Here is a 23,771-nt window from a genome sequence, read left to right on the forward strand (position 1 = left end):
GGGCTTATCGTCGGGTGGGTAACATCCGGCAAGAAGCCCGTTTAAGTGTCTGAACTGATAGGAGAAATATCATGACAATGCTCATCCTTCAGACACTGCTTCTGATGGCCATTGCCTATGTGCTGGGCTGCATATTGGGCTGCCTGCTGCACCAGTGGTTTGGCGCCGCGCCAAAGGCCGTTGATGCGTCAGCGCCAGCTGCAGCGCCGGTTGTCATTCCTGTCGCTGCCAGGGTTTCGCCTCCCGCGCCTCCGCCGCCTCCCTCACCCATGCCGGTGGCCGCAGCGCCGAAAACTGCGCCGGCAAGAAAGCGCACCGCCAAGCCAAAGGCCAAACCGAAACCGGCCGCCAAGGCGCCTGCGGCAAAAGACGATCTGAAGCGCATCAAGGGGATCGGGCGTCAAAATGAAGCCCGCCTCAACGCGATCGGCGTGTTCACCTTCGCCCAGATCGCCAAATGGAGCAAAAAGGAGCAGGCCGAGATTGGCGAGCGCCTTGCCTTTCCCGGGCGCATCGAGCGCGAAGAGTGGGTAAAGCAGGCTGCCTTGTTGGCCAAAGGCGGAGAGACCGCCTTTTCCAAGCGGGTTGCCAAGGGCGAGGTCCTGTCTTCCACCGGCAAGGCGGCAAGCAGCGATACCGGCAGCAAGCCGCCAACCATTGCAAAACCGCGCGGCGGCAAGGGCGACAACCTCACTCTTATCGACGGTGTTGGGACCGCCATCGAGAAGAAGCTGTTTGCCCTTGGCATCTACCACTTTGACCAGATCGCGAATTGGACGCAGGCCCATGAAACCTGGATTGGCAACGAACTCGGATTTCCGGGCCGCCCGCAGCGCGAAAACTGGGTAAAGGAAGCCAAAATCCTCGCATCCGGCGGCATGACGGAACATGCCAAACGGGTCGAGGAGGGCAAGGTCGGCACAAGCCGCCGTACCGGCATCAAGCGCAAGAAGTAAGCTGTAACCACTTTGCCTGGGGTCAAGCCCCTGAACATGCAGGCCATCCGGAAATCCCGGATGGTCTTTTTGCTGCAATGCCGTTTTCGCTGCGCGGTCAGTGGCCTTCATTCCTGTCGAAAAATGCGGCGATGCGTTCGGCCAGTGCCGGTTCTCCCAGATCGGGCACATGGCCAGCATCGCCAACCTCTACCCACTCCATGCGTGGATGGACTTCCGCCATCTTCCTGGCGGTCGCTTCCTCCAGCAAATCGGAGTTTTTGCCCCGGATCAGCATCAGCGGATGGTTTGCCAGTCCGGCAAACTGTGGCCACATGGTGGGCAGAGGCGAATCGAGGTCGATTTCGGCAAGTGTCTTGTTCAGGTTTGGATCGAAGTCGCGTACCAGCCCCCGCGATCCGTCTTCCTTTACGCGGAAGATCATTCGTGCATGGCGCTCCCAGTCGGCAAGGCTGCGCTTGGGAAAATCGCGCTCACCGGCCAGTTTCAGCCGCTCGGCCGCATCTGCCCAGTCTCTTGCCGTTTGGTCGCCTTCCAGGGTCTTCTTGATGCGCACCAGCCCGGCGCCGGCAATCTCCGGCCCGATATCGTTCAGCACCACAGATTGCATGATGCCAGGCCGCATGGCCGCAAGCAGCATGCAGATTAGTCCGCCGCGCGAGGTGCCGATGACGTGGGCGTGCTGAAGCCCGGCGGCCACCATGCCGTGAATCACGTCATCGGCTTCGGTCGCCGGATTGTAGTTTTGCCAGTCCGCATCGTATTGCGAACGCCCGCGTCCGCGATAATCGAGCGTCAGCACGCGCCGCGGCGTGTCTGCCTTGCCGGACAGGTGAACGGCGAGTTCGTGAAAATCGCGTGAGTTGCGCGACAGCCCGCTAAGACAGACGACTGGGAGCCTGTCTGTGTGGTGCCAGCCATACCGCCGCCCTGAGAGCTTCAGGCCATCAAATGCCGAATAGGTAAATTCCTGCCAGTGTTCCATCGCGTCCTGTACCGGTTGATCTTGTCTTGCCACTGCGCGGCAGGTTGCAATGATCCATACAGGCGTGCCAGCGCTTTTCCAAGCCGGCGCGATAAAGGCTGATCCCGGCATCGTTTGGACGTAAAACCAAAACGTCACGGAATTCACCCTGTTTGCAGCTGGCGCTTGCCGTTTGCCGGGTGCATGGGTATGGTCGCGCGGTTTTTGCAGGGGCCTTTGAACCCGCACTATCTGTTCTGCATCTTATGGAGCCAAAATCATGTTCAGGGGATCGTTTACCGCGCTCGTTACGCCGTTCGACAGCAAGGGTGAGGTGGATGAAAAGGCATTCCGCGAACTGATCGACTGGCAGATTGCCGAGGGCAGCAACGGCCTTGTGCCGGTGGGAACAACCGGTGAGTCGCCGACGCTCAGCCACGAGGAGCATGATCGTGCGGTCGCAATCTGCGTCGAGGCGGCCGCAAAGCGTGTTCCGGTCATTGCAGGTGCCGGTTCCAACAACACTGCTGAATCGGTGCGTCTTGCCAGACATGCCGAAAATGCCGGTGCCGACGGCGTACTGGTGGTTACCCCCTATTACAACAAGCCGACCCAGCGCGGGCTTTACGAACACTTCAAGACCGTTGCCGAGGCGGTCAGCCTACCGGTGATCATCTACAACATTCCGCCGCGCTCGGTGATCGACATGACGCCGGAGACGATGGGAAGACTGGCGAAGGATTTTCCCAACATTGCCGGCGTCAAGGATGCCACCGCGAAGCTTGACCGGGTCAGCGAACAGCGCATGACCTGCGGCAAGGATTTCATCCAGCTTTCGGGTGAAGATGCGACCGCGCTTGGCTTTAACGCACAGGGCGGTGTCGGCGCCATCTCGGTGACGGCCAATGTTGCGCCGCGCATGTGCGCCGAATTCCAGCAGGCAACGCTTGCCGGAGACTATGCAACCGCCCTTGAATATCAGGACCGGCTGATGCCGCTGCACAAGGCGCTGTTTATCGAGCCCGGACTTGCGGGCGCCAAATATGCGCTGTCCAAGCTTGGCAGGATTGCGAACATCGTGCGTTCACCGCTGACCACGGTCGAAGCCTCCACGGAAAAGGCCATCGACGCGGCCATGGCCCATGCCGGCCTGCTGAACTGACCGCACGATCCATGTCGGATGCCCCATTTCGTATAGTCCAGCGAGTAAAACGGGGTGCATCCTGATCCCGTTGCGCCTATATCAATGCCATGGCCAAAAAGAAGAAAGACAGCGCGAACGGCAAGCTGATTGCCGACAATCGCAAGGCGCGCCACAACTACGAGTTCGTGGAGACGCTGGAGGCTGGCCTGGTGCTGACCGGCACAGAGGTCAAGTCCCTGCGCAATGGCAAGGCCAACATCGCCGAAAGCTATGCCACCGAAGAGGGCGGCGAAATCTGGCTGATCAATTCCTACATTCCCGAATATCTGGAGGGCAACCGGCACAATCACGAGCCGCGCCGCAAGCGAAAACTGCTGCTCAACAAGCGTGAAATGGCCAGGCTGTCCCAGGCGGTAGCCCGCGATGGCATGACGATCGTCCCCAACAGGCTCTATTTCAACGAGCGCGGGCGGGCCAAGCTGCAAATCGCGCTCGCCAAGGGCCGCAAGGTTCATGACAAGCGCCAGGTTTCCAAGGACCGCGACTGGAAACGCGAACAGGGCAGACTGCTCAGGGAAAAAGGATAATATCCGGCCTTGATTACCGAGGTAGAAGATTTTTTTGACAAGGGCTGCGGGCGCTGCAAGCGCTTTGCAACGCCGGACTGTTCAGCCCGCATATGGGCTGATGGATTGAAGGAGTTGCGCCGGATTTGCCGTTCGGTTGGCCTTGTGGAGACCGTGAAGTGGGGCCATCCCTGTTACATGGCCGCCGGCCGCAACATCGCCCTTATCGGCGCGTTTCGGGGCGACTTTCGCCTGACTTTCTTCAATGCCGCCCTGATGAAGGATCCAGAAGGCATTCTTGAAAGACAGGGAGAAAACACCGCGCACCCCAACATGATCAGGTTGACCGGCGCAAAGCAGGTATTGCAGTGCGAGGCGGCGATTGAATCCTGTCTGAAGGAAGCGATTGGTTATGCTGAGGCGGGAATTTTGCCCGAACGCGAAGACAAGACGCTGGAACTGCCTGCAGAACTCGTTGATGCGCTCGATGGCGATCCCGAACTCGCCGGGGCTTTCTGCAATCTGACGCCCGGCAGGCAGCGAAGTTATGTGATCAATCTGGCGTCGGCCAAAAAGCCGGAAACACGGATCGCCCGGATTTCAAAATTCCGCGACCGCATTCTCGCCGGCAAGGGCGCCACCGAATATTGAGGACAACAACGCCATGCACCCAAATCCGGTTTTCAGGAAACAGGCACAGGCGGCGAACATTTCTTTTGCCCGCTCTCGCAGTTTCGGCGTGCTGGCGGTTAATGGTGACGGCGGTCCGCTGCTGAGCCATATCCCCTTTGCTCTGTCTGAAGACGGAGCCTGGCTTGAAGCCCATCTGGTGCGCTCCAATCCGATCCTGCGCCTGCTGGGCCAAGCGCAGCCGGCGGTGATCGCCGTGGCCGGCAGCGATGCCTATATCTCACCCGACTGGTATGGCGTCGATGACCAGGTCCCCACCTGGAACTATGTCGCGGTCCACCTGCGCGGCACGCTGAAACGTTTGCCCGATGAGGAACTCCATCCCATCCTCGAGCGTCTGTCGGAGAATTTCGAAGCCCGGCTGGCGCCAAAAAAACCCTGGACCATCACCAAGATGGATCAGGATATCTACCAGCGCATGCTGCGCCAGATCGTACCGATTGCCATGGACATCACGCAGATCGACGGCACCTGGAAACTCTCCCAGAACAAGCCGGAAGCAGCGTGCCTGGGCGCAGCCGACGGGCTTGCCGGCATCGATCCATCGGTTGAAATCGGCAGTGAAATGGAAGCGCTGGTCAGTCTGATGCGCGGGGCAGGGGATAGCGAAGGCGCGGCCTGAAAAATCGCTGATATATCCTTCGGCACAAAGCTGCCGCGATTTGATCCCGATCAAGGAAACACATCACATTCGGTGAATATTTGCCTGCGTAACAACAGGAGGCAATTATGAATCGTCTCACCGTGATGATCTTCATTATGGCATTTACCACCGTCACCGGCGCAATCGTTATCGCGCTGCTCACCATGAACATGTCGGAGCCCGTCCATTTCTTCGCTGCCGTTGGCGGTGGAGCGATCATCGCCGCGATCGCATCGGTGATAATTTCAAAACAGATCAGCGCCTGACGAAGTCCGCCACATCGGCAAAGACGGCCGAAAACATCTGCGGGGTAAGCCTGCCGGTATTGGTGTTGTAGCGCGAGCAATGGTAGCTGGAAAAAATCCGGTAACCGGCAAGCTGCGTTGTGCCTGCATGGCCGAAGGGATGGGCGGCGACCCGCCCGCCAAGCGCCCGCGTGGTGCTGTCATGAGCAATCTTGCCGAGGGTTACCAGCGCTTTCAGGTTTTCAAATCTTTCAAGCGTGGCCAGCAAAAACGGCCGGCATTGATTGATCTCTGCGCCCACCGGCTTGTTTTCCGGCGGCACGCAGCGCACTGCATTGGTGATGGCGCAGGCCTTCAACTGCATGCCGTCATCAGGTTTGGCACGGTAGGCGCCTTCGGCAAAGCCGTATTCCAGCAGCGTCGCATAGAGAAGGTCACCGGCATAGTCGCCGGTAAACGGCCGCGCGGTGCGGTTTGCCCCGCGAAGCCCCGGCGCAAGTCCGATGATCAGCAGCTCAACGTCTTCATCCCTTGGCGCAGCCCAGGTATCGACCGGAGCATTGTGCCAGTCCGGCTCTTTCAATCGCCAGTGATTGCGAAATTCGGCCAGCCGCGGACATAGCGGGCAGTCACGGGGCGGGTCACACACATCGGCTTTGGCGGGAGTGTTGGTCATGAGGCCACCAAACCAGCCTGGTGCCTCCGGCGCAATTGCAGGGAGATGTCTTCAACAGACCTTTGCACCTGGCGGGCCGGGAAGGACCTGGAGACGCGAAAAACCCAGCGATCAATAATCGTCGTCTTCATCCTCATCGTCGTCATAACGCGATGCCGGTGCGGGTCGCTCGGCCGGATCACGGCCAATCTGGTTTTCAAGCTGTGCAAGATCGATGAAATGATCGGCCTGGCGGCGCAAATCGTCGGCGATCATCGGCGGCTGGGTGGAAACGGTCGAGGCAACCGAGACCTTGCGGCCCTTGCGCTGCAGCACTTCCACCAGATACCTGAAGTCGCCATCACCAGAAAACAGCACAAAGTGGTCGACCGTATCGGCCAGTTCCAGCGCGTCGATCGCCAGTTCAAGGTCCATGTTGCCCTTGACCTTGCGGCGGCCTGAAGCGTCGGTAAATTCCTTGGTAGGCTTGGTGATCACCCGGTAGCCGTTATAGTCCAGCCAGTCGATCAGCGGGCGGATGGAAGAGTACTCCTGGTCCTCGATCAGCGCCGTGTAATAACAGGCACGCAGCAAATAGGCCTTTTTCTCGAAATAGTTCAGCATGCGCTTGTAATCGATGTCAAAACCGAGCGAACGCGATGTGGCGTAAAGATTTGCGCCATCGATGAGCAGGACGATTTTTTCCCGTTGGTCGAACATGATTTTCTCCAAATACAAGCAATATCGAAAAAGCGGACCGGCCATCGCTGAAATAGGCCGAAAACGGTCCGGGTCAATATATGTGGTCTAGCCGGTCAATACGCCGGAGTTGAGGCGCCCGGCTTCAAGCCTCGATCCGAGGCCCCTTGCGGGCGGCGAGGCATATCATCGCTTCGAATTGGAAGCAATCGGGTTGATTTGCCTTGAAATTTCCTCCTTTTCGGGCTAGGCACGCGCCAAATTCCCGAAATTGCCAGCCGTCAGGAGCCTTCCATGGCACGTGTTACCGTCGAGGATTGCATCGACAAGGTTGAAAACCGCTTCGAACTGGTGCTGCTTGCCAGCCATCGCGCCCGCCAGGTTTCCGGCGGCAGCGAGATCACCATTGAACGCGACAACGACAAGAACCCCGTGGTCGCCCTGCGTGAAATCGCCGATGAGACCCTGTCTCCGGCAGACCTGTTTGAGGATCTGATCCATTCCCACCAGCACCAGGTGGAGGTTGACGAGCCTGAGAACGACCAGCCGGATGGCCGCCAGATTGCCGAAGAGCCGAGGATCGAGGCTACGCCGGAAGCCCCCGTCTTTTCCGATACAGAGGACAAGCCGGAAGACGCCGTCACGTTCGACCAGATGTCGGAAGAAGAACTGCTGGCTGGCATCGAAGGCCTCGTGCCGCCGGAAAAAAGCGACGATTTCTAATTTCCGTCTGCGAATTCAGACATTTGCAAGCCCGGGCCTCGTGTCCGGGCTTTTCTTTTCGCTACAGAAATCCAAAGCTTTGCTTTGAACTGGACCCTGCCTGTGCATATAGTTCGGCCGGGCCTGCACAATTGGCGGTGCCCCATGCGGAAAATAGTCTTTCGGGGGCTCAGAACCACCATTGATGCGCCAGTACGAACTCGTAGAGCGGGTTACCAGCTACAAGCCTGACGCAAATGAGGCCCTGCTCAACAAGGCCTATGTCTATGCCATGAAAAAACACGGCGAGCAGCGCCGTGCCAGTGGCGATCCGTATTTTTCGCATCCGCTGGAAGTTGCAGCCATCCTCACCGATCTGCATCTCGACGAGGAAACGATTGCCGTTGCGCTGTTGCATGACACGATCGAGGACACCGACGCCACGCGCGCCGAGATCGACGAGATGTTCGGTGACCGGATCGGCAGCCTGGTCGAGGGACTGACCAAGCTCAAACGCATCGATCTGGTGTCGAAAAAGGCCGAGCAGGCGGAAAACCTGCGCCGCCTGCTGCTGGCGATTTCCGACGACATCCGCGTGCTTCTCGTCAAGCTCGCAGACCGGCTGCACAACATGCGCACGCTGCATCACATGAAGCCGGAAAAGCGCACCCGCATCGCCCAGGAAACCATGGAGATTTACGCTCCCCTGGCAGGGCGAATCGGCATGCAGGACTTGCGTGACGAATTGGAGGAGCTGTCTTTCAAATACATGAACCCCAAGGCCTATGAGACGGTCACCCAGCACCTGGCCGATCTTGCCGGCCGCAACCGGCCGAACATCCGCCGCATCATCAAGGAACTGACCGCCAAGCTGGAAGCTGAAGGCATCGACGCAACCGTGCGCAGCCGCCAGAAGAAAGCCTGGTCGGTCTTCCGCAAGATGGAATCCAAGGCGGTGGGGTTCGAACAGCTTTCAGACATTTTCGGGTTCCGCATCATCGTCAAGACCGTCGAGGAATGCTATCAGGCGCTGGGCATTGTTCACCAGACCTGGTCGATGGTGCCTGGCCGTTTCAAGGACTTCATTTCCACCCCCAAGCAGAATGACTACCGCTCCATCCACACCACGGTGGTGGGCCCCGGTCAGCAGCGTGTCGAACTGCAGATCAGGACCTGGGAAATGCACAGCGTCAACGAATATGGCGTTGCCGCCCATACGTTTTACAAGGACAGGGAAAACACAGACCACAACGAAAGCGAGGTTTACGCCTCGTTGCGGCGCACCATTGAGCAACTCGCCGAGGGCAACAATGCCGAGGAATTCCTCGAACACACCAAGCTGGAGCTTTTCCTCGACCAGGTCTTCTGTTTTACCCCCAAGGGCCGCATCATTGCCCTTCCCAAGGGGGCAACTCCCATCGATTTTGCCTATGCGGTGCATACCGATGTCGGCAATTCCTGCGTTGGCTGCAAGATCAACGGAAAGATGATGCCGGTCATCACCGAGTTGCAGAATGGCGACGAGGTGGAAATCATCCGCTCCACGTCCCAGGCACCGCCCGCTGCCTGGGAATCGATGGTGGTGACCGGCAAGGCGCGCGCCGCCATTCGCAAGGCGACGCGAGAGGCCATTCGCAAACAGTACTCCGGTCTTGGCACGCGCATTCTTGAGCGGGCATTTGCCCGTATCGGCAAAACCTACTCCCGCAGCGAGCTGGAAGTTGCCCTGCCGCGGCTCGCCCGCGAGCGCCTGGACGACGTGCTGACCGATGTGGGCCGCGGCGAACTTTCCTCGCTTGATGTCATCAAGGCGGTGTATCCGGACTATCGCGAGGAACGCACCACCGAAAAGCCGAAGCGCGGCGAGGGCTGGTTCAACCTGAAGGCCGGCGCCAACATGCTTTTCCGCCTGCCCGGCAGGGAAAACAACCGTGCGAAATTGCGCGAATTCGCCAGACAGAAGAAGGCCAGCGCAATTCCCATTCGCGGAGCCGGAAACGAGTTGCCGGTTCGCTTTGCGCCGGAAGGCGGCGCGGTACCCGGCGACCGGATTGTCGGCATTCTGGAGCCGGGGGTAGGGGTTACCATCTACCCGATCGATTCTCCGGCGCTTGCCGAGTTCGAGGACAAGGAGCGCTGGCTGGATGTGCGCTGGGACATTGAGGAAGGCAGCACCAGCCGCTTTCCGGCCCGCATTCGCGCCGTCGCGGTGAACGAGCCGGGCGTGCTTGCCGTCATCACCGAAGTGATTGCCAACAACGATGCCAACATTCAGAACCTGTCGATGACCCGATCAGCCGACAATTTCATGGACATGATGTTCGACCTTGAAGTCTGGGACCTCACCCATCTCAACAAGATCATCCGCCAGCTTTCCGCAAAGCCCTCCATCACCAGCGTCGAGCGGCTCACTGGTTGATGGTCCCGCCGGCAGGCCATGATATTCCGTTTTGAACCCCGGCTTTGGCGCGCATCGCCCGCTTTCCGCCAGATTTGATTTCCATTTGACATGTTTCGCCATGATGCCGGCATGGAAGATGCAGCCGGACCGTGGTGACAAGAGGATGTTAAACCAATTGTGATATCGGTAGATTCTCAAAGGGGATGCTATCGTCGGACCTTAGGTCATGAACTAAAGCGTTTTACAGCCGCGGACAGGAATGCCTGCCGGAACCGAGGGAACGGGTAATGCTTTTTCAGCGCAGGTCACCACCTGATTGGCGCGAAAAACTGCGGGTTGCGGTATGGCCGCGCCGCTCCTGGACCCGTTCCCTGAAATACCTTGCCAAGCGGGTTCTCCGTCTGACTGCCTCGCCCCACGCCATTGCCGCAGGGATCGCTGCTGGCGTGTTTGCTTCTTTCACCCCCTTCATGGGCCTGCATTTCATCATCGCCTTCATCATTGCCTATATCATCGCCGGCAACATGATCGCCGCCGCAACCGGGACGTTTCTGGGCAATCCTGTCACCTTCCCCTTTATCTGGGCTGCCACCTATTCCACCGGCAACTTCATTTTGAAAGGCGAGACCAATGGCCAAAAGCCGGAGGAAGCGCTGCAGGGGCTCACCGACATGAGCATATGGGACGCCGGCCTGCACGGGATTGTCGATCTTGCCGCCTCCATATGGGAACCGGTGCTAAAACCCATGAGTGTGGGGGCGATACCGATTGGCATAACCGCCGCGCTGTTCGCCTATGTGATCACCCGCTGGTCGGCGGTGGCGTTTCAGCTGTCCCGCCGCAAAATGCTGGCCGAAAAGGCGCGCAAGCTGAAGGAAAGAGCCATGTCAGGTGCCGGGTCGGGACAAGACGGCAGCACGGCTTCCCCTTCCTGAAATCCTCGCCCTGCCGGTGCCGGGACCGTTTTCAAAATGACCAAAACAGACTAAACAACGCCCATGATCATCGGCATGGGCAGCGACATCATCGATATCCGCCGCGTGGAGCAAAGCATGGAACGGTTTGGCGACCGCTTCATCCAGCGCATTTTCACCGATATCGAACAGGCAAAATCGGACAAGCGGCGTGAGCGCGCCGCTTCCTATGCCAAGCGGTTTGCTGCCAAGGAAGCGTGCTCCAAGGCCCTTGGCACCGGCATCAGCCGCAATGTCTTCTGGCGCGACATGGGTGTGGTCAACCTGCCGGGTGGCAAGCCCACCATGAAATTGACCAATGGCGCTGCGAAAAGGCTTGAAGAACTCATTCCGCAGGGGTACGTAGCCAGAATTCATTTGACGATTACCGACGACAAGCCCCTGGCGCAGGCCTTTGTTATCATCGAGGCAATTGCGGCGGATGAAAACGCGGAGCCTGCCAGTCAGGTCATGGACACATAAACAGGGTCGAAATGAATCCCATCAGACAGGAAGATATCGTGAGCGAAAAAGCCGGTTCCCAGAAGGAAGGCGGGTTTGCAGAAACCGTCAAGATCATCGTTCAGGCGCTCATTCTCGCCCTGTTCGTGCGTACCTTCCTGTTTCAGCCCTTCACGATTCCCTCCGGATCGATGATTCCCACCCTTCTGGTCGGCGATTATCTTTTCGTCTCGAAATATTCCTACGGCTATTCGAAATACTCCTTTCCCCTGTCGCCAGACGTCTTTGACGGCCGCATCTGGGAAGGGGAACCCGAGCGCGGACAGATTGCCGTCTTCCGTCTGCCAAGCAATCCGTCAATTGACTATATCAAGCGTGTTGTGGGTCTGCCTGGAGACCGCATTCAGGTGCGCGAGGCCATATTGTACATCAACGACGAACCGGTAGAGCGCACGCCGGCGGGCATGTACCGCCATCCCGATGGCGGACCGGAAATCCCGATGTTCACCGAAACGCTTCCCAACGGTGTTTCCTATAATGTGATAGAGACCAATCTGCGCGGATCGGGAGACAATACCCGGGTCTTTGAAGTGCCGCCGGGCCATTTTTTCATGATGGGTGACAACCGGGACAACTCTCTCGACAGCCGGTTTGATGTCGGCTTTGTGCCACTGGAAAACTTCATCGGACCGGCCCGCTCCATTTTCTTCTCCGTGGCAAACGGATCGCATCCGCTGGCGGTTTGGCGCTGGCCGGCCGACATGCGTACGGATCGGTTGTTCAGGGGATTGTGAGCGCATGAGCACGACAAGCAAATCCCGCGGTTCCAAACGCTTCGGCGTGCTGGAAAAACGCCTGGGATATGCTTTCTCCAATTACGAAGATCTGGAACGCGCGCTGACCCATGCAAGCGTGCGAAAAAAATCCGACAACAATTTTCACTATCAGCGCCTGGAGTTCCTCGGCGACCGGGTGCTGGGCCTGGCGGTAGCTGAACTGCTGTTTGAAAAATATCCAGATTCCAACGAGGGCGAACTGTCTTTGCGCCTCAACGCGCTGGTCAAGGGCCGCACCCTTGCCGAGATTTCCGACGAGCTGGGCCTGCACGAATTCATCCGCACCGGCGGTGACTTGAAGGAACTGACGGGCAAGCGCATGCAGAGCGTGCGCGCCGATGTGCTGGAAGCCCTGATTGCCTCGATCTATCTTGACGGCGGATTGCAGGCGGCGGTCGACTTTATCAAGCGATTCTGGAAAGAGCGCCTGCATATGGCCGACGAGGCGAAGCGCGATTCCAAAACGTCGCTGCAGGAATGGGCGCATTCCAACCGTTTCGGCACCCCCCGTTACAAGGAGCAGAAACGCATCGGTCCCGATCACGACCCGCTGTTTACCGTGGTCGTTCAGGTTAACGGCAAGGAGGAGATGTCGGGTACCGGCCGCTCCAAACGTGCTGCCGAACAGAGCGCCGCCAGGGCCATGCTGATTCGTGAGGGCATCTGGGAAAAAGACGAGCTCGCACGATGAGCGCCGGATCGCAGGAAGCTGGCGCAACCCCGCCGCAGGATGAGACGTCTGATGGCGGTCAGCCCAAACGTGCGGGCTTTGTCGCGCTGATCGGCACCCCCAATGCCGGAAAATCCACCCTGATGAACCGGCTTGTGGGCACCAAGGTGTCGATTGTCACCCACAAGGTACAGACAACCCGCGCCATCATTCGCGGCATTACAATACACGCCAACGCGCAGATCGTTTTCGTCGATACGCCGGGTATTTTCAAACCGCGCCGCAAGCTTGACGAGGCCATGGTGGTTACGGCCTGGGGCGGGGCGAAGGATGCCGACATCGTGGCCCTGCTGATCGACGCCGAGCGCGGCATTACCGATGAGGTGGCAGCGGTTCTGGGCGGGCTTGACGACGTGCGGCAGCCGAAAATCCTGATCCTCAACAAGATCGATACGGTGCCGCGCGAAAAGCTGCTGGAGCTTTCGGCAAAGGCCAATGAGGCAGCCCGTTTCGAGCACACCTTCATGGTGTCCGCCCTGAAAGGGGACGGTTGTGAGGACCTGATGGCGTATCTTGCCGCAGCAATGCCCGAGGGGCCGTTCCTTTATCCTGAAGAGGATGTTTCCGACCTGCCGCTGCGCCAGCTCGCCGCCGAGATTACCCGCGAAAAGCTCTACCTGCGCCTGCACCAGGAATTGCCCTATGCTTCCCATGTGGAGACGGAAAGCTGGAAGGAAACCGAAAAGGGCGTGCGCATCGACCAGGCCATCTATGTGGAGCGCGGCAGCCAGAAAAAGATTGTCATTGGCAAGGGCGGGGCAACGATCAAGGCAATCTCCACGGCAGCGCGCAAGGAGCTGACCGAAATCCTGGAAAAGCCTGTGCATCTGTTCTTGTTCGTCAAGGTGCGCGAGAACTGGGTAAACGATCCCGAGCGCTATCGGGAAATGGGACTTGAGTTTCCGCGCTAAACGCCCTCTTCTTGCCCGATGGAGTGGAAAGACGAAGGCCTGATTCTCGGCGTGCGCAAGCATGGCGAAACCAGCGCAATCATCGAGGTGATGACACCAGCCCATGGCCGGCACATGGGCCTGGTGCGCGGCGGGCGTTCCTCCCGTCACCGCCCCGTGCTGCAGCCGGGCAATTCCGTGCTGCTTGAATGGCGCGCCCGCCTGGAAGAACATCTCGGCACGTTCACCGTGGAAGGGCAGGACCTGCGCGCCGCCCGATTGATGGAACTGCCGCTCGGCATTTACGGCCTGCAGACCCTGGCAGCCCATCTGCGGCTGTTGCCCGAGCGCGATCCCCATCAGGGCCTTTATGAAGCAGCCCTTGTGGTGCTTGAACATCTCGATGATCCTGAACGCGCGGCGCGGCTGATGATCCGTTTCGAACTGGCGATCCTGGAGGAGTTGGGCTTCGGCCTTGATCTCAGCCAGTGCGCTGCGAGCGGTTCGAAATCCGGCCTCATATGGGTTTCGCCAAAAAGCGGGCGGGCAGTTGGCCGCGAGGCGGGCCTTCCCTGGAAAGAGCAATTGCTGCCGCTGCCACCCTTTCTGCTGGACGAAGAAAGCCGCGCCTTGATCGCCGCTGCAGATGGTGAGGGCAGTGCGAAAACCATGGCCAGCCTGCTTGCCGATGGCTTCAATCTTTCCTTTTATTTCCTCGACCGCAACGTCTATGGTCCGCGGGGTATTCGCCCGCCGGACGAGCGTGCCGGGCTGATACGCAGGATCAGCGCCGCGGCGCAGCAGGCAGGTTAGCAGGGAGAAAGCGCATGACAGATCACGGCTATGAAGGCGGCAGGCTCAATCTGCCCTTCGTCGGTTTCTGCACCTTTGCCAAGCGGCCGATTGCAGAGGACTGGGACAAGCTTGATGCCGATATCGCCATTCTTGGCGCCCCCTTCGATTTCGGCACGCAATACCGCGCCGGCGCCCGGTTCGGCCCCCGGGCGATCCGCGAGGCGTCGACCCTGTTTTCCTTTGGGCATGCCGGCGCCTATGACCATGAGGACGAAGCGGTCTATCTGCCCGGCAGTGTGAAGATCGCCGACATGGGCGATGCCGACATCGTTCATACCGACACGGAAAAAAGCCATGCCGGCATTGAGCTGGGCGTGCGAAAGGCGCTGGCGGCAGGTAGCCTGCCTGTCGTGCTGGGTGGCGATCACTCGGTGAACATTCCCTGCATTCGCGCCTTTGACGATCAGGAACCCATCCATATCATCCAGATCGACGCGCATCTTGATTTCGTGGATGTCCGCCACGGCGTGCGCCATGGCCACGGCAATCCCATGCGACGGGCCGCAGAACAGGACCATGTCACGGGCCTTAGCCAGATCGGCATCCGCAACGTCTCCTCCACCGCAAAGGAGGGCTATGACGATGCGCGAAACATGGGTTCGGACATTCTGTCCGTGCGCCAGTTCCGCAAGCTGGGAGTTGAGGCCGTGGCCGAGCGCATTCCGGCAGGAAAGCGTTATTACGTGACCATCGACATCGACGGCTTTGACCCGTCCATCGCGCCGGGAACGGGCACGCCCTCCCATGGCGGCTTCACCTATTACGAAGTGCTGGAACTGCTGCAGCTTGTCGCCCGCCGCGGGGAGGTTGCAGGCATCGACCTGGTCGAAGTGGCGCCTGATTACGACCACACCGGATCGACCGCCTTTCTCGCCGCGCAGATATTGCTGAATTTCCTCGGCTTCATCATGCATGCCCGCGGGCATTAAGTTTTGACGCTAGAGCGTGTCCGGTTTAAATTAGAGCAGTTTGCATGGATGGATTTTTCGTTTCTGGCAAGGAGAATACCGCAGCGCGGTGCCTTGCCACCTTGCGAGGATTTCGACGAAGCCAGAACGCAAAAGACACCACAGCCGGGCACTTAACATCATCAATGTATCGGGTTTTCTGCAATCGTTTGAACTTGGTTCCTTGCCCTTCGGGCAGCGCCGGAAAATACTGACAGTGCCTGCACTGCGCCGCATTTTCCTCCTTGCCGAAGACCAAACTCCCGGCGCTCAAACGATTCCATTTACGCCGGACACGCTCTAGGCTCTGACCCAAATTGACGGAAGAACCGACCGTGAGTGACGACAACCGAATGCCGGAGCCCGGCGGAAAGACCGGCACCATTCCCCTGGAAATTGTTGAAAAACATGCCGGCATCGAACTGTTCCAGATGATGCTTGCAGGCGAGTTGCCGCCGCCGCCCATTGCCGGAACGCTCAACTTCAAACTGACCGAGGTGGAAGAGGGAAGGGCGGTCTTTCGCGGCGTTCCGCTATCAGAACACTATAATCCGCTCGGCTCGGTACATGGCGGCTGGCCTGCGGCGATCCTCGATTCGGCCCTTGGCTGCGCGGTGCACACGCTTCTTCCCAGGGGCATGGCCTACACCACGGTGGAGTTCAAGGTGAACCTGGTGCGTCCCTTGTTTGAGACCACGGGAGAGGTTGTTTGCGAAGGAAGCGTCATTCACATGGGCCGAACCATCGCCACCTCCCAGGCAACGCTGAAGAACGGCGAAGGCAAGCTTATCGCCCATGGCGTGGAAACCTGTGCAATATTTCCTCTCGGCAGCAAGGGATAGGCCGCTGTGTCCTCCCTTCTGATTGTCTATCATTCGCGCACCGGTGGCAGCCGTCAGATGGCCGAAGCCGCTGCTGATGCCGCGCGGGAGCATGCAACGCTCACTGTCAAAACCGCTGGCGAGGCGGGGCCGGAGGATTTGCTTGCAGCAGGCGGATACCTGTTTGCCGCGCCGGAAAATCTCGCCGCCATTTCCGGGGTCATGAAGGATTTCTTCGACCGTTGCTATTATCCGGTGCTCGGCCGCATCGAGGGGCGTCCCTACGCCCAGATGGTGTGCGCGGGCTCCGATGGCGAGAACGCGGTGCGCCAGATTGCGCGTATTGCAACGGGATGGCGGTTGAAGGAAGTTCAGCCGCCACTGATCGTTTGCACTCATGCCCAGACGCCGGAGGAAATCCTGGCGGAAAAGACCATACCCGAAGAAGACCTCGCCAAATGCCGGGACATTGGTGGGGCGCTTGCTGCCGGTCTTTCCATGGGCGTTTTCTGATCTCTCGTTGAAAACCGGGCATTGGCGAAATCAGATATCCGCCGATGCCCGGCCGATTGCCGGTCAGTCCATCTTGCCGGGAAGGCTGAGATCGCCGGAGGCGACATCGAACACATCGCTGACGCATAGCAGCGGCGCATGGACATTGGCATTGACCTTCAGGGCTGCGGTAACGCCGTCATAATTTGCGCCCGATATCGATTGCGCATCCTTGAAAGCAACATTGATCGCCACCTCCGGACCGTCGAACACCGGGCTGAAACCGGGGCTGTCGATAAAGATCGGAAGACCGGGCCAGGTGGCCGGCATGGCAGGTGTTTCGCCTTCGCCAATATCGCGAACCCCAAGCGCGCCGGGGCCGCACGCTTCCGTCGGTGTCAACACAACCCAGTGGCTGTGCCATTTTCTGCCGTCATTGTTGAGATCGCCGTCGCCGTCCTCATCGTAAAGCGGGGTATCGTCAAAATCCGGATGACTGGTTGCCGCCAGCGCCAGAATGCCCGTCTTTCCCTCAAAGCCGACGGTTGAGGGATCAAGGGAGGTTGGCCAGACATAGGAATAAACCGGCGCACCGGCCAACTGGTCCGCCGGGTCGGGGCGTTCTTCCCCCGCCTTGCCATTGGTCGTCATGTGAAACGTCACCGTGCGCCCGTCACGGTGAACATGGGCGGCGAGAATGTCGAAGGCGGCAATCTTTGCAGGATCAGCCTTTGAAACGACGGCATCCTTCATGTCGGCGGCATGATTGCCGCCGGCCAGGGCAGTGGCAGCGCTCGTCGTGAGAGCGAGAAGAGCAGCGGGGAGGGATTTCATGATCTGTTCCTTTCAAGTGACGTCCGCATCTGCTGCAGTATTAGTAGCGAGTCGCTATAATTGCAATGTTAATTTTGACTCGCTATTATTTTGCCATGTCCGAACCAGGCCGCTTGAAGGAACTGATCGACCGCATCGCCCGTATTGGTGGCGCTGCAGACTGGGCTGACGAACTCAACCCGGTGCAGCGGGCCGTGCTGTTTTACCTGGCCCGGGCAAACCGGTTTTCACGCGCGCCCTCCCATGTGGCAGATTACATGGCCACCACCCGCGGCACGGCGTCACAAACGCTCAAGGCGTTGCTGCGCAAGGGATTGGTCAGCGAGCAGCCTTCACGGGCAGACCGCCGCTCCATATCCTTTTGGCTGACACCGCAGGGCGAGGCGCTTTCAGCGCGGGCAACGGTGCTTGAAGAAGCACTTTCCGGCCTTGGGCGGCAGGAAAGTGAAGAACTGGAAGCGGCGCTGGAAAACACCTTGCGCGACATGCTGGCGCGGCGCGGCAACCGGCCTTTCGGCATCTGCCATACCTGCCGCCATCACAAGAGCGATGGGGCGGGCGCTCACTGCACGCTCCTCGATCAACCGCTGGAAGACGAGGAAACCGGACAGATCTGTCACGAGCACCAATACGCCTGATCGGGCCTGAAACCCGAATATCAATCAGCCCGTTGCGGTTCGACTTCCACCGGATGGATTAGGCAATATGGGTTTGGCCTGCCGTCATGCGCTCCACCGGCGCCTGCCTGATCGGCCAGTGGACGGCCGCAGCGAAAATGCCGAGTGCCACGCCAAGCCACCATACCGGATCGAAACTGCCGTAAACATCGTACAGATAGCCGCCCAGCCAGACGCCGAGAAACGAGCCGATCTGATGGGAGAAGAAGACGATGCCGCCAAGCATGCCGAGGTAACGCGTGCCGAACATGACCGCCACCAGGGCATTGGTCGGCGGTACGGTGGAAAGCCAGAGAACCCCCATCACACAGGAGAAGAGGACCACCGTTACAGGGGTTTGCGGTACCAGCAGAAAGGCCGTGACGGCGATGGACCGGCCGATATAGATCAAGGCCAGAAGATGGGGCATGTGGCGCTTTTTGGAAACAATTCCCGAACCCAGTGACCCGACAATATTGAGCAACCCGATCAGCATCAGTGCAATGCCTGCCCAATAGGCATCAATGCCGATATCCATAAGGTAGGCGGGAAAATGAGCGGTGATAAAGGCAACCTGAAAACCGCAGACAAAAAACCCGGCAACCAGCAGCAAATAGCTTTGATGGCCAACGGCCTCGCGCAGCGCTTCGCCAATGGTCTGCTCCATTTCCATTGCCGATGTGCCGCTGGTTTTGGCATTGCCGGCAAGCGGAATGGCGAGCAGAGGGATGATCATCATGAGGCCAGCAAGCCACACCAGCGTGTCCTGCCAGCCATATTCGGCAATCAGTGCCACGGTAAGCGGGGAAAAGAAGGCCATGCCGGCAGAACCTGCTGCCGTTCCAAGGCCGAATACAAAGGTCCGGTTTTCCGCCGCAACGTTGCGGGCAAAAGCTGCCATCACGATGGAGAAGGAGCCTGCCGCAATCCCCAGCCCCACCAGCACGCCGGCCGACAGGTGCAGCAGCCACGGCGCATCGGCGACCGACATCAGGTAAAGCCCAAGCGCATAACAGACCGCTCCTGTGGCCAGCACCCGCCAGGTACCGTATTTGTCGGATATGGCGCCGAAGAACGGCTGGCCCGCACCCCAGAACAGGTTCTGGATGGCGATAGCCAGACCGAAGGTCGTGCGGTCCCAGCCATGAAGCTCGATCATCGGCAGTTGGAAGAAGCCCATCGCCGAACGCGGCCCGAAGGTCGTCATGGCAATCAGGCAGCCGCAGACAATGAGCAACCAGGGCAGGACGGGCGCCTTGGCGAGGCCTTGTGAGAGACCTTGTGAGAGACCTTGGGAGGAGCCTTCGGAGCGGGGAGGCTGAGCCGGTGGAGCCATTATGGATTCGCCTTCAACAAAGTCGCCATACTCGGGTTTTGCCAGCCTTCGGGTCAAGCGAACAAAGATGAAAGCTGTGTTCAAACCGATTGAAGCTACTGGCGATCCGGGTTCCTGAGAGCTGCATGTTGTGGCGCCAGCTTTTCTCTTGAAGGGCTGGCGAATATTTCCTACATAAATACCAGCCTGTTCGCAGGCATGTTTTTTCGCCATATTTATACTCACTTTGAGTATAAGTTGTTTAACGAATGCCGGCGCCCTAGCCGGAACGGCCCGTTGAGGAAGACGATCAACCGGCCAAGACAGGAGGTCCGTCATGGCTCTTGCACCACAAGCTGAAACCGCCGGCCGCGCCCCTGCTTCCAAGGGAGGCGTTTCCAAGGGAAGCGCTGCCAAGGCGAAGACCGCGCTGGAGCGCTTTGGTGCCATCGACATGCCGGATCTTGCCTATACAAAGGCAATCGCCAAGGCGACCGCGCCACTTTACGAAAAGGTCAAGCACCATATCCCCAGATCGAGTGGCCGGTGCATGCGCCCTATGTCTACTGGATCAACAAGCTCAAGAAAGAGCGCAACGCCGTCATTTTGGCGCACAATTATCAAACGCCCGAAATTTTCCACTGCGTTGCCGATATTTCCGGCGATTCCCTGCAACTGGCCCGTGAGGCGACCCTGGTCGACGAGGAAATCATCATCCAGTGCGGCGTCCACTTCATGGCCGAAACTTCCAAGCTGCTGAATCCCGAAAAGACCGTGCTGATTCCCGACATGAAGGCCGGCTGCTCGCTGTCTGAATCGATTACCGGTGCCGATGTACGCCTGCTGCGCGAGGCCAATCCCGGCGTGCCGATTGTTACCTATGTAAACACCTCCGCCGATGTGAAGGCCGAAACCGACATCTGCTGCACCTCGTCCAATGCGGTACGGGTGGTCGAAAGTTTCGATTCAGATACCGTGTTCTGCATTCCTGACGAATACCTCGCCCAGAACGTTGCCAAGCAGACGAAAAAGAAAATTCTCACCTGGAAAGGCCATTGCGAGGTTCATGAGCGTTTCACCGCAGACGAACTGCTGGAATACAAAAAGGCCGATCCGGCAATCCAGATCATCGCCCATCCCGAATGCCACCCTTCCGTGGTCAAGGTCGCCGACTATGCCGGCTCCACTTCCGGCATGATCGAATACGCCACCAGTCAGAAGCCGGGTTCGAAGGTGCTGCTGGTAACCGAGTGCTCCATGGCCTCCAACATCGAGGAACGCGCAAAGGGTGTTGAATTCATCAAGCCGTGCAATTTGTGCCCGCACATGAAGCGCATCACCCTGCCGAAGATTCTCGAAAGCCTCGTCTACATGAAGGAAGAGGTGACCATTGAGCCGCATTTGATGAAACCCGCGCGCCGGGCCGTGGAGCGCATGGTGAATTTGAAGCCGAATTGATGCTGTTGATGCCTCCCGCTTGCGGGAGGGGAAAAGCGGATTTAGTCATCCTCGGGCTTGATCCGAGGATCCAGGAAAAGACGGTTTAGGGCTGGATCCTAGGGTCAAGCCCGAGGATGGCTGGAAGATGGACAAACAGGCTGATCTCTTTCCCCCCGTATCCTGGACCGGTGTTGACGATGTGGTGATCGTCGGCGGCGGGCTTGCCGGGCTGTTCTGCGCCCTGAAACTCAGCCCGCGTCCGGTAACCGTCATTGCCGCGGCCCCCATCGGCAAGGGGGCCTCATCCGCCTGGGCGCAGGCAGGCATTGCCGCCGCCGTTTCCCCCGGCGACACGATCGAAAAGCACCTGGCGGATACGATTGCCGCCGGTGCCGGCACGGTCGATGAAAAGATCGCCCGCCTGATGGTGTCGGAAGCCTCCGACCGCATCCACGACCTGCTTCAATTCGGCGTTCCCTTCGACCGGGACCTTGAAGGCCGCCTGCAGACGTCCCGCGAGGCAGCCCATTCAGAGCACCGTGTGGTGCGCGTAAAGGGCGACATGGCCGGCCGCGCCATCATGGAAGCGCTGGTGACCGCGGTGCGCAACACCCCGTCGATCCGCCTGATGGAAGGCTATGTCGCCGAAGAACTCATCACGGAGGGTCGCTTTGTAAGCGGCCTGATTGCCCGCCCGGAAGGCGGGCGCTCCCACAAGCGCATTTTGTTTCCTGCCCGAGCCGTCGTCATGGCGGCAGGCGGCATTGGCCACCTCTACGAAATCACCACCAATCCAGCCGAGGCGCGCGGCGGCGGTGTCGGCATGGCGGCCCGTGCAGGCGCCGTCATTGCCGATCCAGAATTCGTCCAGTTCCACCCCACCGCCATCAATGTCGGCAAGGATCCTGCACCGCTGGCCACCGAAGCCCTGCGGGGCGAGGGCTGCACCCTTCACAATGGCGAGGGCCACCGCTTCATGCTCGACATCGATCCGGCCGGCGAACTGGCGCCGCGCGACATCGTGGCCCGCGGCATTTTTGCCGAGGTCATGGCCGGCAGGGGCGCGTTTCTCGATTGCCGCAAAGCGGTGGGTGCGCATTTCAAGGACGAGTTTCCAACCGTATACGGCTATTGCATCGATGCGGGGATCGATCCGGCAACGGAAATGATCCCGGTCATTCCTGCTGCGCATTACTTCATGGGCGGCATTTTGACCGATGCGGAGGGCCGCTCCTCGCTCGACGGGCTTTGGGCCTGTGGCGAGGTCACGTCAACCGGTGCCCATGGCGCCAACCGCCTGGCTTCCAACTCCCTGCTGGAAGCGGTGGTCTTTGCCGCCCGCATAGCCGGGGACATCGGCGGCATGATGCCGGAAGCGCGGGTCAACCCGTGGAAGGATAAATCGACCCTCAACCCCGATGTCGAGGTGATCGACGATGATGAGGCGATGAAGCGGCTGCGCAAACTGATGAGCGCAAAGGTGGGCGTAATCCGCGACGGTGACGGCCTGCGCGAGGCGATAACGCAGATCGATGCCATGGAGCGTGCCAACCAGGCCTGCCGCTTTGCCAACACGCTGGCAACGGCCAAACTGATGGCGGCAGCAGCCCTTACCCGAGAAGAGAGCCGCGGCGGGCATTTCCGCACCGATTTTCCCGATGAAAGGGAAGCCTGGCAGCACAGAACGTTCATTTCGCTGGAGGACGCCAGTCAGGTGACCGCCGAAGTGACCGGCCGTGAACCTGTCGCGGCGACCGCGTAAAGGAGAAATGTTTTGGCTTCCGGCAAAAAGGCGATCGAAGCATTGCCGCCTCATCTTTCCCCGATCCTGATTGAGGAAGCAGTGCGGGCAGCTCTTTTGGAAGACCTTGGCCGGGCAGGCGACATTACCTCCAATGCCACCATTCCGGCAGATGCCGGGGCCAGGGCGGTCCTTGCCAGCCGTGAAGATGGCATCCTGTCGGGCATGGAACTTGCGGAAGCTGCCTTTCGCGCCATCGATCCGGCGGTAAAGTTCAAGGCGGCAAGGCACGATGGCGACCGCCTCAAGGCAGGCCAGAAAGTTGCCCGCATCGAAGGCAATGCCCGCGCCATCCTGGCCGCCGAGCGTGTGGCGCTCAACTATCTCATGCGCATGTCCGGAATCGCCACCTGCACCGCCGCCTTTCAGCAGCGCATTGCCCACACCCAAGCCAAAATCTGCTGCACCCGCAAGACCATTCCCGGCCACCGTGCTTTCGACAAGTATGCCGTCAAATGCGGCGGCGGCTCCAACCACCGCTTCGGCCTCGACGACGCCATTTTGATCAAGGACAACCACATCGCCGTTGCCGGCGGCGTGGCGCTCGCCATTGAGCGTGCCCGCGCCTATGCCGGCCATCTGGTGAAAGTGGAGGTGGAAGTCGACACGCTCAAGCAATTTGCCGAGGCGTTGAAAGCCGGACCGGATGTGGTGCTGCTTGACAACATGACCACGGCGCAACTTTCAAAGGCGGTGGAAACGAACCGGGCAGACAATGGCGGCGCGGTGAAGCTGGAGGCTTCCGGCAATGTGAACATCGACACGGTCAAGGCAATCGCCGAAACTGGTGTCGACTACATTTCCACCTCCAAGATCACCATGGCCGCGCCAACCCTCGACCTCGGGCTCGATATCGGGATTGACTGACACCGGCCCTGCCGCCTCTCCTAGAGCGTGTCTTGATTAGCTGGAAGCAGTTTGCATGGATGGATTTTTCGCCTCTGGCAAGCAGAACACTGCAGCGCGGTGCCTTGCCACCTCGCGAGGATTTCGGCGAAGCCAGAACGCAAAAGACACCACAGCCGGGCACTTAACATCATGAATGTATCGAGTTTTCTGCAATCGCCTGAACCT

At 59.3% G+C, this 23,771-nt stretch carries 25 protein-coding genes and 1 pseudogene; 21 read left to right on the top strand and 5 right to left on the bottom strand.

Annotated elements, in window-relative coordinates:
- The first annotated feature begins 71 nt into the window (after positions 1-71).
- Positions 72-956 carry a hypothetical protein gene (locus tag BVL55_RS17160; RefSeq protein ID WP_075995950.1) on the top strand — a complete coding sequence of 295 codons (885 nt, stop codon included), beginning with the start codon at positions 72-74 and terminating at the stop codon, positions 954-956.
- A gap of 97 nt (positions 957-1,053) precedes the next feature.
- Here the strand turns inward: BVL55_RS17160 and BVL55_RS04710 are convergent, their stop codons facing one another.
- On the bottom strand, positions 1,054-1,941 hold the full coding sequence (locus BVL55_RS04710) for an alpha/beta fold hydrolase (protein WP_075997896.1): 888 nt from the start codon (positions 1,939-1,941) through the stop codon (positions 1,054-1,056).
- A 259-nt stretch (positions 1,942-2,200) separates the two neighbouring features.
- Between BVL55_RS04710 and dapA the strand changes: the two genes are divergently transcribed.
- From dapA to BVL55_RS16385, 5 genes are all read left to right on the top strand, one after another.
- Positions 2,201-3,082, top strand: a complete 882-nt coding sequence (dapA, locus tag BVL55_RS04715; protein ID WP_075995951.1) for a 4-hydroxy-tetrahydrodipicolinate synthase — start codon at positions 2,201-2,203, stop codon at positions 3,080-3,082.
- 89 nt (positions 3,083-3,171) lie between these two features.
- Positions 3,172-3,651 carry an SsrA-binding protein SmpB gene (gene smpB / locus BVL55_RS04720; RefSeq protein ID WP_075995952.1) on the top strand — a complete coding sequence of 160 codons (480 nt, stop codon included), beginning with the start codon at positions 3,172-3,174 and terminating at the stop codon, positions 3,649-3,651.
- A gap of 9 nt (positions 3,652-3,660) precedes the next feature.
- On the top strand, positions 3,661-4,281 hold the full coding sequence (locus BVL55_RS04725; protein WP_075995953.1) for a YdeI/OmpD-associated family protein: 621 nt from the start codon (positions 3,661-3,663) through the stop codon (positions 4,279-4,281).
- A gap of 13 nt (positions 4,282-4,294) precedes the next feature.
- The gene (locus tag BVL55_RS04730; protein WP_075995954.1) at positions 4,295-4,942 is read left to right on the top strand and encodes an FMN-binding negative transcriptional regulator; all 648 of its coding nucleotides are present in this window, start codon (positions 4,295-4,297) and stop codon (positions 4,940-4,942) included.
- Positions 4,943-5,049: 107 nt separating this feature from the next.
- Positions 5,050-5,229, top strand: coding sequence for a hypothetical protein (locus BVL55_RS16385; protein WP_156892416.1), 180 nt, complete (start codon positions 5,050-5,052; stop codon positions 5,227-5,229).
- On the opposite strand, the gene BVL55_RS04735 is transcribed toward BVL55_RS16385, so the two are convergent.
- Complete coding sequence (locus BVL55_RS04735; protein WP_075995955.1) at positions 5,219-5,884, bottom strand: uracil-DNA glycosylase; 666 nt, start codon at positions 5,882-5,884, stop codon at positions 5,219-5,221. The genes BVL55_RS16385 and BVL55_RS04735 overlap by 11 nt on opposite strands.
- A 111-nt stretch (positions 5,885-5,995) precedes the next feature.
- Complete coding sequence (locus BVL55_RS04740; RefSeq protein WP_075995956.1) at positions 5,996-6,583, bottom strand: LabA-like NYN domain-containing protein; 588 nt, start codon at positions 6,581-6,583, stop codon at positions 5,996-5,998.
- A 273-nt stretch (positions 6,584-6,856) separates the two neighbouring features.
- Between BVL55_RS04740 and rpoZ the strand changes: the two genes are divergently transcribed.
- From rpoZ to BVL55_RS04795, 11 genes are all read left to right on the top strand, one after another.
- Positions 6,857-7,285: a DNA-directed RNA polymerase subunit omega gene (gene rpoZ, locus BVL55_RS04745; protein ID WP_075995957.1), complete on the top strand. Its 429-nt coding sequence runs from the start codon at positions 6,857-6,859 to the stop codon at positions 7,283-7,285.
- Positions 7,286-7,466: 181 nt separating this feature from the next.
- Positions 7,467-9,683, top strand: a complete 2,217-nt coding sequence (locus BVL55_RS04750; RefSeq protein ID WP_075995958.1) for a RelA/SpoT family protein — start codon at positions 7,467-7,469, stop codon at positions 9,681-9,683.
- A gap of 269 nt (positions 9,684-9,952) precedes the next feature.
- The gene (locus BVL55_RS04755) at positions 9,953-10,600 is read left to right on the top strand and encodes a DUF2062 domain-containing protein (RefSeq protein WP_075995959.1); all 648 of its coding nucleotides are present in this window, start codon (positions 9,953-9,955) and stop codon (positions 10,598-10,600) included.
- Positions 10,601-10,663: 63 nt separating this feature from the next.
- Positions 10,664-11,101: a holo-ACP synthase gene (acpS, locus tag BVL55_RS04760; protein ID WP_075995960.1), complete on the top strand. Its 438-nt coding sequence runs from the start codon at positions 10,664-10,666 to the stop codon at positions 11,099-11,101.
- An 11-nt stretch (positions 11,102-11,112) separates the two neighbouring features.
- A complete protein-coding gene (gene lepB, locus BVL55_RS04765; protein WP_075995961.1) occupies positions 11,113-11,874 on the top strand; it encodes a signal peptidase I in 762 nt (253 codons plus the stop codon).
- Between the two features lie 4 nt (positions 11,875-11,878).
- The gene (gene rnc, locus BVL55_RS04770) at positions 11,879-12,607 is read left to right on the top strand and encodes a ribonuclease III (RefSeq protein WP_075995962.1); all 729 of its coding nucleotides are present in this window, start codon (positions 11,879-11,881) and stop codon (positions 12,605-12,607) included.
- Entirely contained in the window at positions 12,604-13,557 is a 954-nt protein-coding gene (gene era / locus BVL55_RS04775) for a GTPase Era (RefSeq protein ID WP_075995963.1), read from the top strand. The genes rnc and era overlap by 4 nt, the downstream gene beginning before the upstream one ends.
- A gap of 18 nt (positions 13,558-13,575) precedes the next feature.
- Complete coding sequence (gene recO, locus BVL55_RS04780) at positions 13,576-14,349, top strand: DNA repair protein RecO (RefSeq protein WP_075995964.1); 774 nt, start codon at positions 13,576-13,578, stop codon at positions 14,347-14,349.
- Between the two features lie 14 nt (positions 14,350-14,363).
- Positions 14,364-15,320: an agmatinase gene (gene speB, locus BVL55_RS04785; protein WP_075995965.1), complete on the top strand. Its 957-nt coding sequence runs from the start codon at positions 14,364-14,366 to the stop codon at positions 15,318-15,320.
- Positions 15,321-15,691: 371 nt separating this feature from the next.
- A complete protein-coding gene (locus tag BVL55_RS04790; protein WP_075995966.1) occupies positions 15,692-16,180 on the top strand; it encodes a PaaI family thioesterase in 489 nt (162 codons plus the stop codon).
- A gap of 6 nt (positions 16,181-16,186) precedes the next feature.
- Entirely contained in the window at positions 16,187-16,672 is a 486-nt protein-coding gene (locus BVL55_RS04795; RefSeq protein ID WP_075995967.1) for a flavodoxin family protein, read from the top strand.
- 63 nt (positions 16,673-16,735) lie between these two features.
- Here the strand turns inward: BVL55_RS04795 and BVL55_RS04800 are convergent, their stop codons facing one another.
- Positions 16,736-17,485 (bottom strand): hypothetical protein, encoded by a 750-nt coding sequence (locus BVL55_RS04800; protein ID WP_075995968.1) that lies wholly within the window; start codon positions 17,483-17,485, stop codon positions 16,736-16,738.
- Positions 17,486-17,580: 95 nt separating this feature from the next.
- Between BVL55_RS04800 and BVL55_RS04805 the strand changes: the two genes are divergently transcribed.
- The gene (locus BVL55_RS04805) at positions 17,581-18,123 is read left to right on the top strand and encodes a MarR family winged helix-turn-helix transcriptional regulator (protein WP_075995969.1); all 543 of its coding nucleotides are present in this window, start codon (positions 17,581-17,583) and stop codon (positions 18,121-18,123) included.
- 58 nt (positions 18,124-18,181) lie between these two features.
- Here the strand turns inward: BVL55_RS04805 and BVL55_RS04810 are convergent, their stop codons facing one another.
- Positions 18,182-19,477: an MFS transporter gene (locus BVL55_RS04810; protein ID WP_075997897.1), complete on the bottom strand. Its 1,296-nt coding sequence runs from the start codon at positions 19,475-19,477 to the stop codon at positions 18,182-18,184.
- A gap of 409 nt (positions 19,478-19,886) precedes the next feature.
- Between BVL55_RS04810 and nadA the strand changes: the two are divergent.
- The 3 genes and pseudogenes from nadA (at position 19,887) to nadC (ending at position 23,564) form a co-directional block, all read left to right on the top strand.
- Positions 19,887-20,914: pseudogene (nadA, locus tag BVL55_RS04815) on the top strand (quinolinate synthase NadA).
- A 127-nt stretch (positions 20,915-21,041) separates the two neighbouring features.
- Entirely contained in the window at positions 21,042-22,658 is a 1,617-nt protein-coding gene (locus BVL55_RS04820; RefSeq protein WP_075995970.1) for an L-aspartate oxidase, read from the top strand.
- 33 nt (positions 22,659-22,691) lie between these two features.
- On the top strand, positions 22,692-23,564 hold the full coding sequence (gene nadC, locus BVL55_RS04825) for a carboxylating nicotinate-nucleotide diphosphorylase (protein ID WP_075997898.1): 873 nt from the start codon (positions 22,692-22,694) through the stop codon (positions 23,562-23,564).
- Positions 23,565-23,771: the final 207 nt, after the last annotated feature.

The sequence above is a fragment of the Salaquimonas pukyongi genome, from assembly GCF_001953055.1.
Classification (GTDB): domain Bacteria; phylum Pseudomonadota; class Alphaproteobacteria; order Rhizobiales; family Rhizobiaceae; genus Salaquimonas; species Salaquimonas pukyongi.

What these genes read in the sequence shown, in the direction of transcription:
- BVL55_RS17160 (WP_075995950.1), top strand. Translation starts at nt 72, where the DNA reads ATGACAATGCTCATCCTTCAGACACTGCTTCTGATGGCCATTGCCTAT.
- BVL55_RS04710 (WP_075997896.1), bottom strand. Translation starts at nt 1,941, where the DNA reads ATGGAACACTGGCAGGAATTTACCTATTCGGCATTTGATGGCCTGAAG.
- dapA (WP_075995951.1), top strand. Translation starts at nt 2,201, where the DNA reads ATGTTCAGGGGATCGTTTACCGCGCTCGTTACGCCGTTCGACAGCAAG.
- smpB (WP_075995952.1), top strand. Translation starts at nt 3,172, where the DNA reads ATGGCCAAAAAGAAGAAAGACAGCGCGAACGGCAAGCTGATTGCCGAC.
- BVL55_RS04730 (WP_075995954.1), top strand. Translation starts at nt 4,295, where the DNA reads ATGCACCCAAATCCGGTTTTCAGGAAACAGGCACAGGCGGCGAACATT.
- BVL55_RS16385 (WP_156892416.1), top strand. Translation starts at nt 5,050, where the DNA reads ATGAATCGTCTCACCGTGATGATCTTCATTATGGCATTTACCACCGTC.
- BVL55_RS04735 (WP_075995955.1), bottom strand. Translation starts at nt 5,884, where the DNA reads ATGACCAACACTCCCGCCAAAGCCGATGTGTGTGACCCGCCCCGTGAC.
- BVL55_RS04740 (WP_075995956.1), bottom strand. Translation starts at nt 6,583, where the DNA reads ATGTTCGACCAACGGGAAAAAATCGTCCTGCTCATCGATGGCGCAAAT.
- rpoZ (WP_075995957.1), top strand. Translation starts at nt 6,857, where the DNA reads ATGGCACGTGTTACCGTCGAGGATTGCATCGACAAGGTTGAAAACCGC.
- BVL55_RS04755 (WP_075995959.1), top strand. Translation starts at nt 9,953, where the DNA reads ATGCTTTTTCAGCGCAGGTCACCACCTGATTGGCGCGAAAAACTGCGG.
- acpS (WP_075995960.1), top strand. Translation starts at nt 10,664, where the DNA reads ATGATCATCGGCATGGGCAGCGACATCATCGATATCCGCCGCGTGGAG.
- lepB (WP_075995961.1), top strand. Translation starts at nt 11,113, where the DNA reads ATGAATCCCATCAGACAGGAAGATATCGTGAGCGAAAAAGCCGGTTCC.
- rnc (WP_075995962.1), top strand. Translation starts at nt 11,879, where the DNA reads ATGAGCACGACAAGCAAATCCCGCGGTTCCAAACGCTTCGGCGTGCTG.
- era (WP_075995963.1), top strand. Translation starts at nt 12,604, where the DNA reads ATGAGCGCCGGATCGCAGGAAGCTGGCGCAACCCCGCCGCAGGATGAG.
- recO (WP_075995964.1), top strand. Translation starts at nt 13,576, where the DNA reads ATGGAGTGGAAAGACGAAGGCCTGATTCTCGGCGTGCGCAAGCATGGC.
- speB (WP_075995965.1), top strand. Translation starts at nt 14,364, where the DNA reads ATGACAGATCACGGCTATGAAGGCGGCAGGCTCAATCTGCCCTTCGTC.
- BVL55_RS04790 (WP_075995966.1), top strand. Translation starts at nt 15,692, where the DNA reads ATGCCGGAGCCCGGCGGAAAGACCGGCACCATTCCCCTGGAAATTGTT.
- BVL55_RS04800 (WP_075995968.1), bottom strand. Translation starts at nt 17,485, where the DNA reads ATGAAATCCCTCCCCGCTGCTCTTCTCGCTCTCACGACGAGCGCTGCC.
- BVL55_RS04805 (WP_075995969.1), top strand. Translation starts at nt 17,581, where the DNA reads ATGTCCGAACCAGGCCGCTTGAAGGAACTGATCGACCGCATCGCCCGT.
- BVL55_RS04810 (WP_075997897.1), bottom strand. Translation starts at nt 19,477, where the DNA reads ATGGCTCCACCGGCTCAGCCTCCCCGCTCCGAAGGCTCCTCCCAAGGT.
- BVL55_RS04820 (WP_075995970.1), top strand. Translation starts at nt 21,042, where the DNA reads ATGGACAAACAGGCTGATCTCTTTCCCCCCGTATCCTGGACCGGTGTT.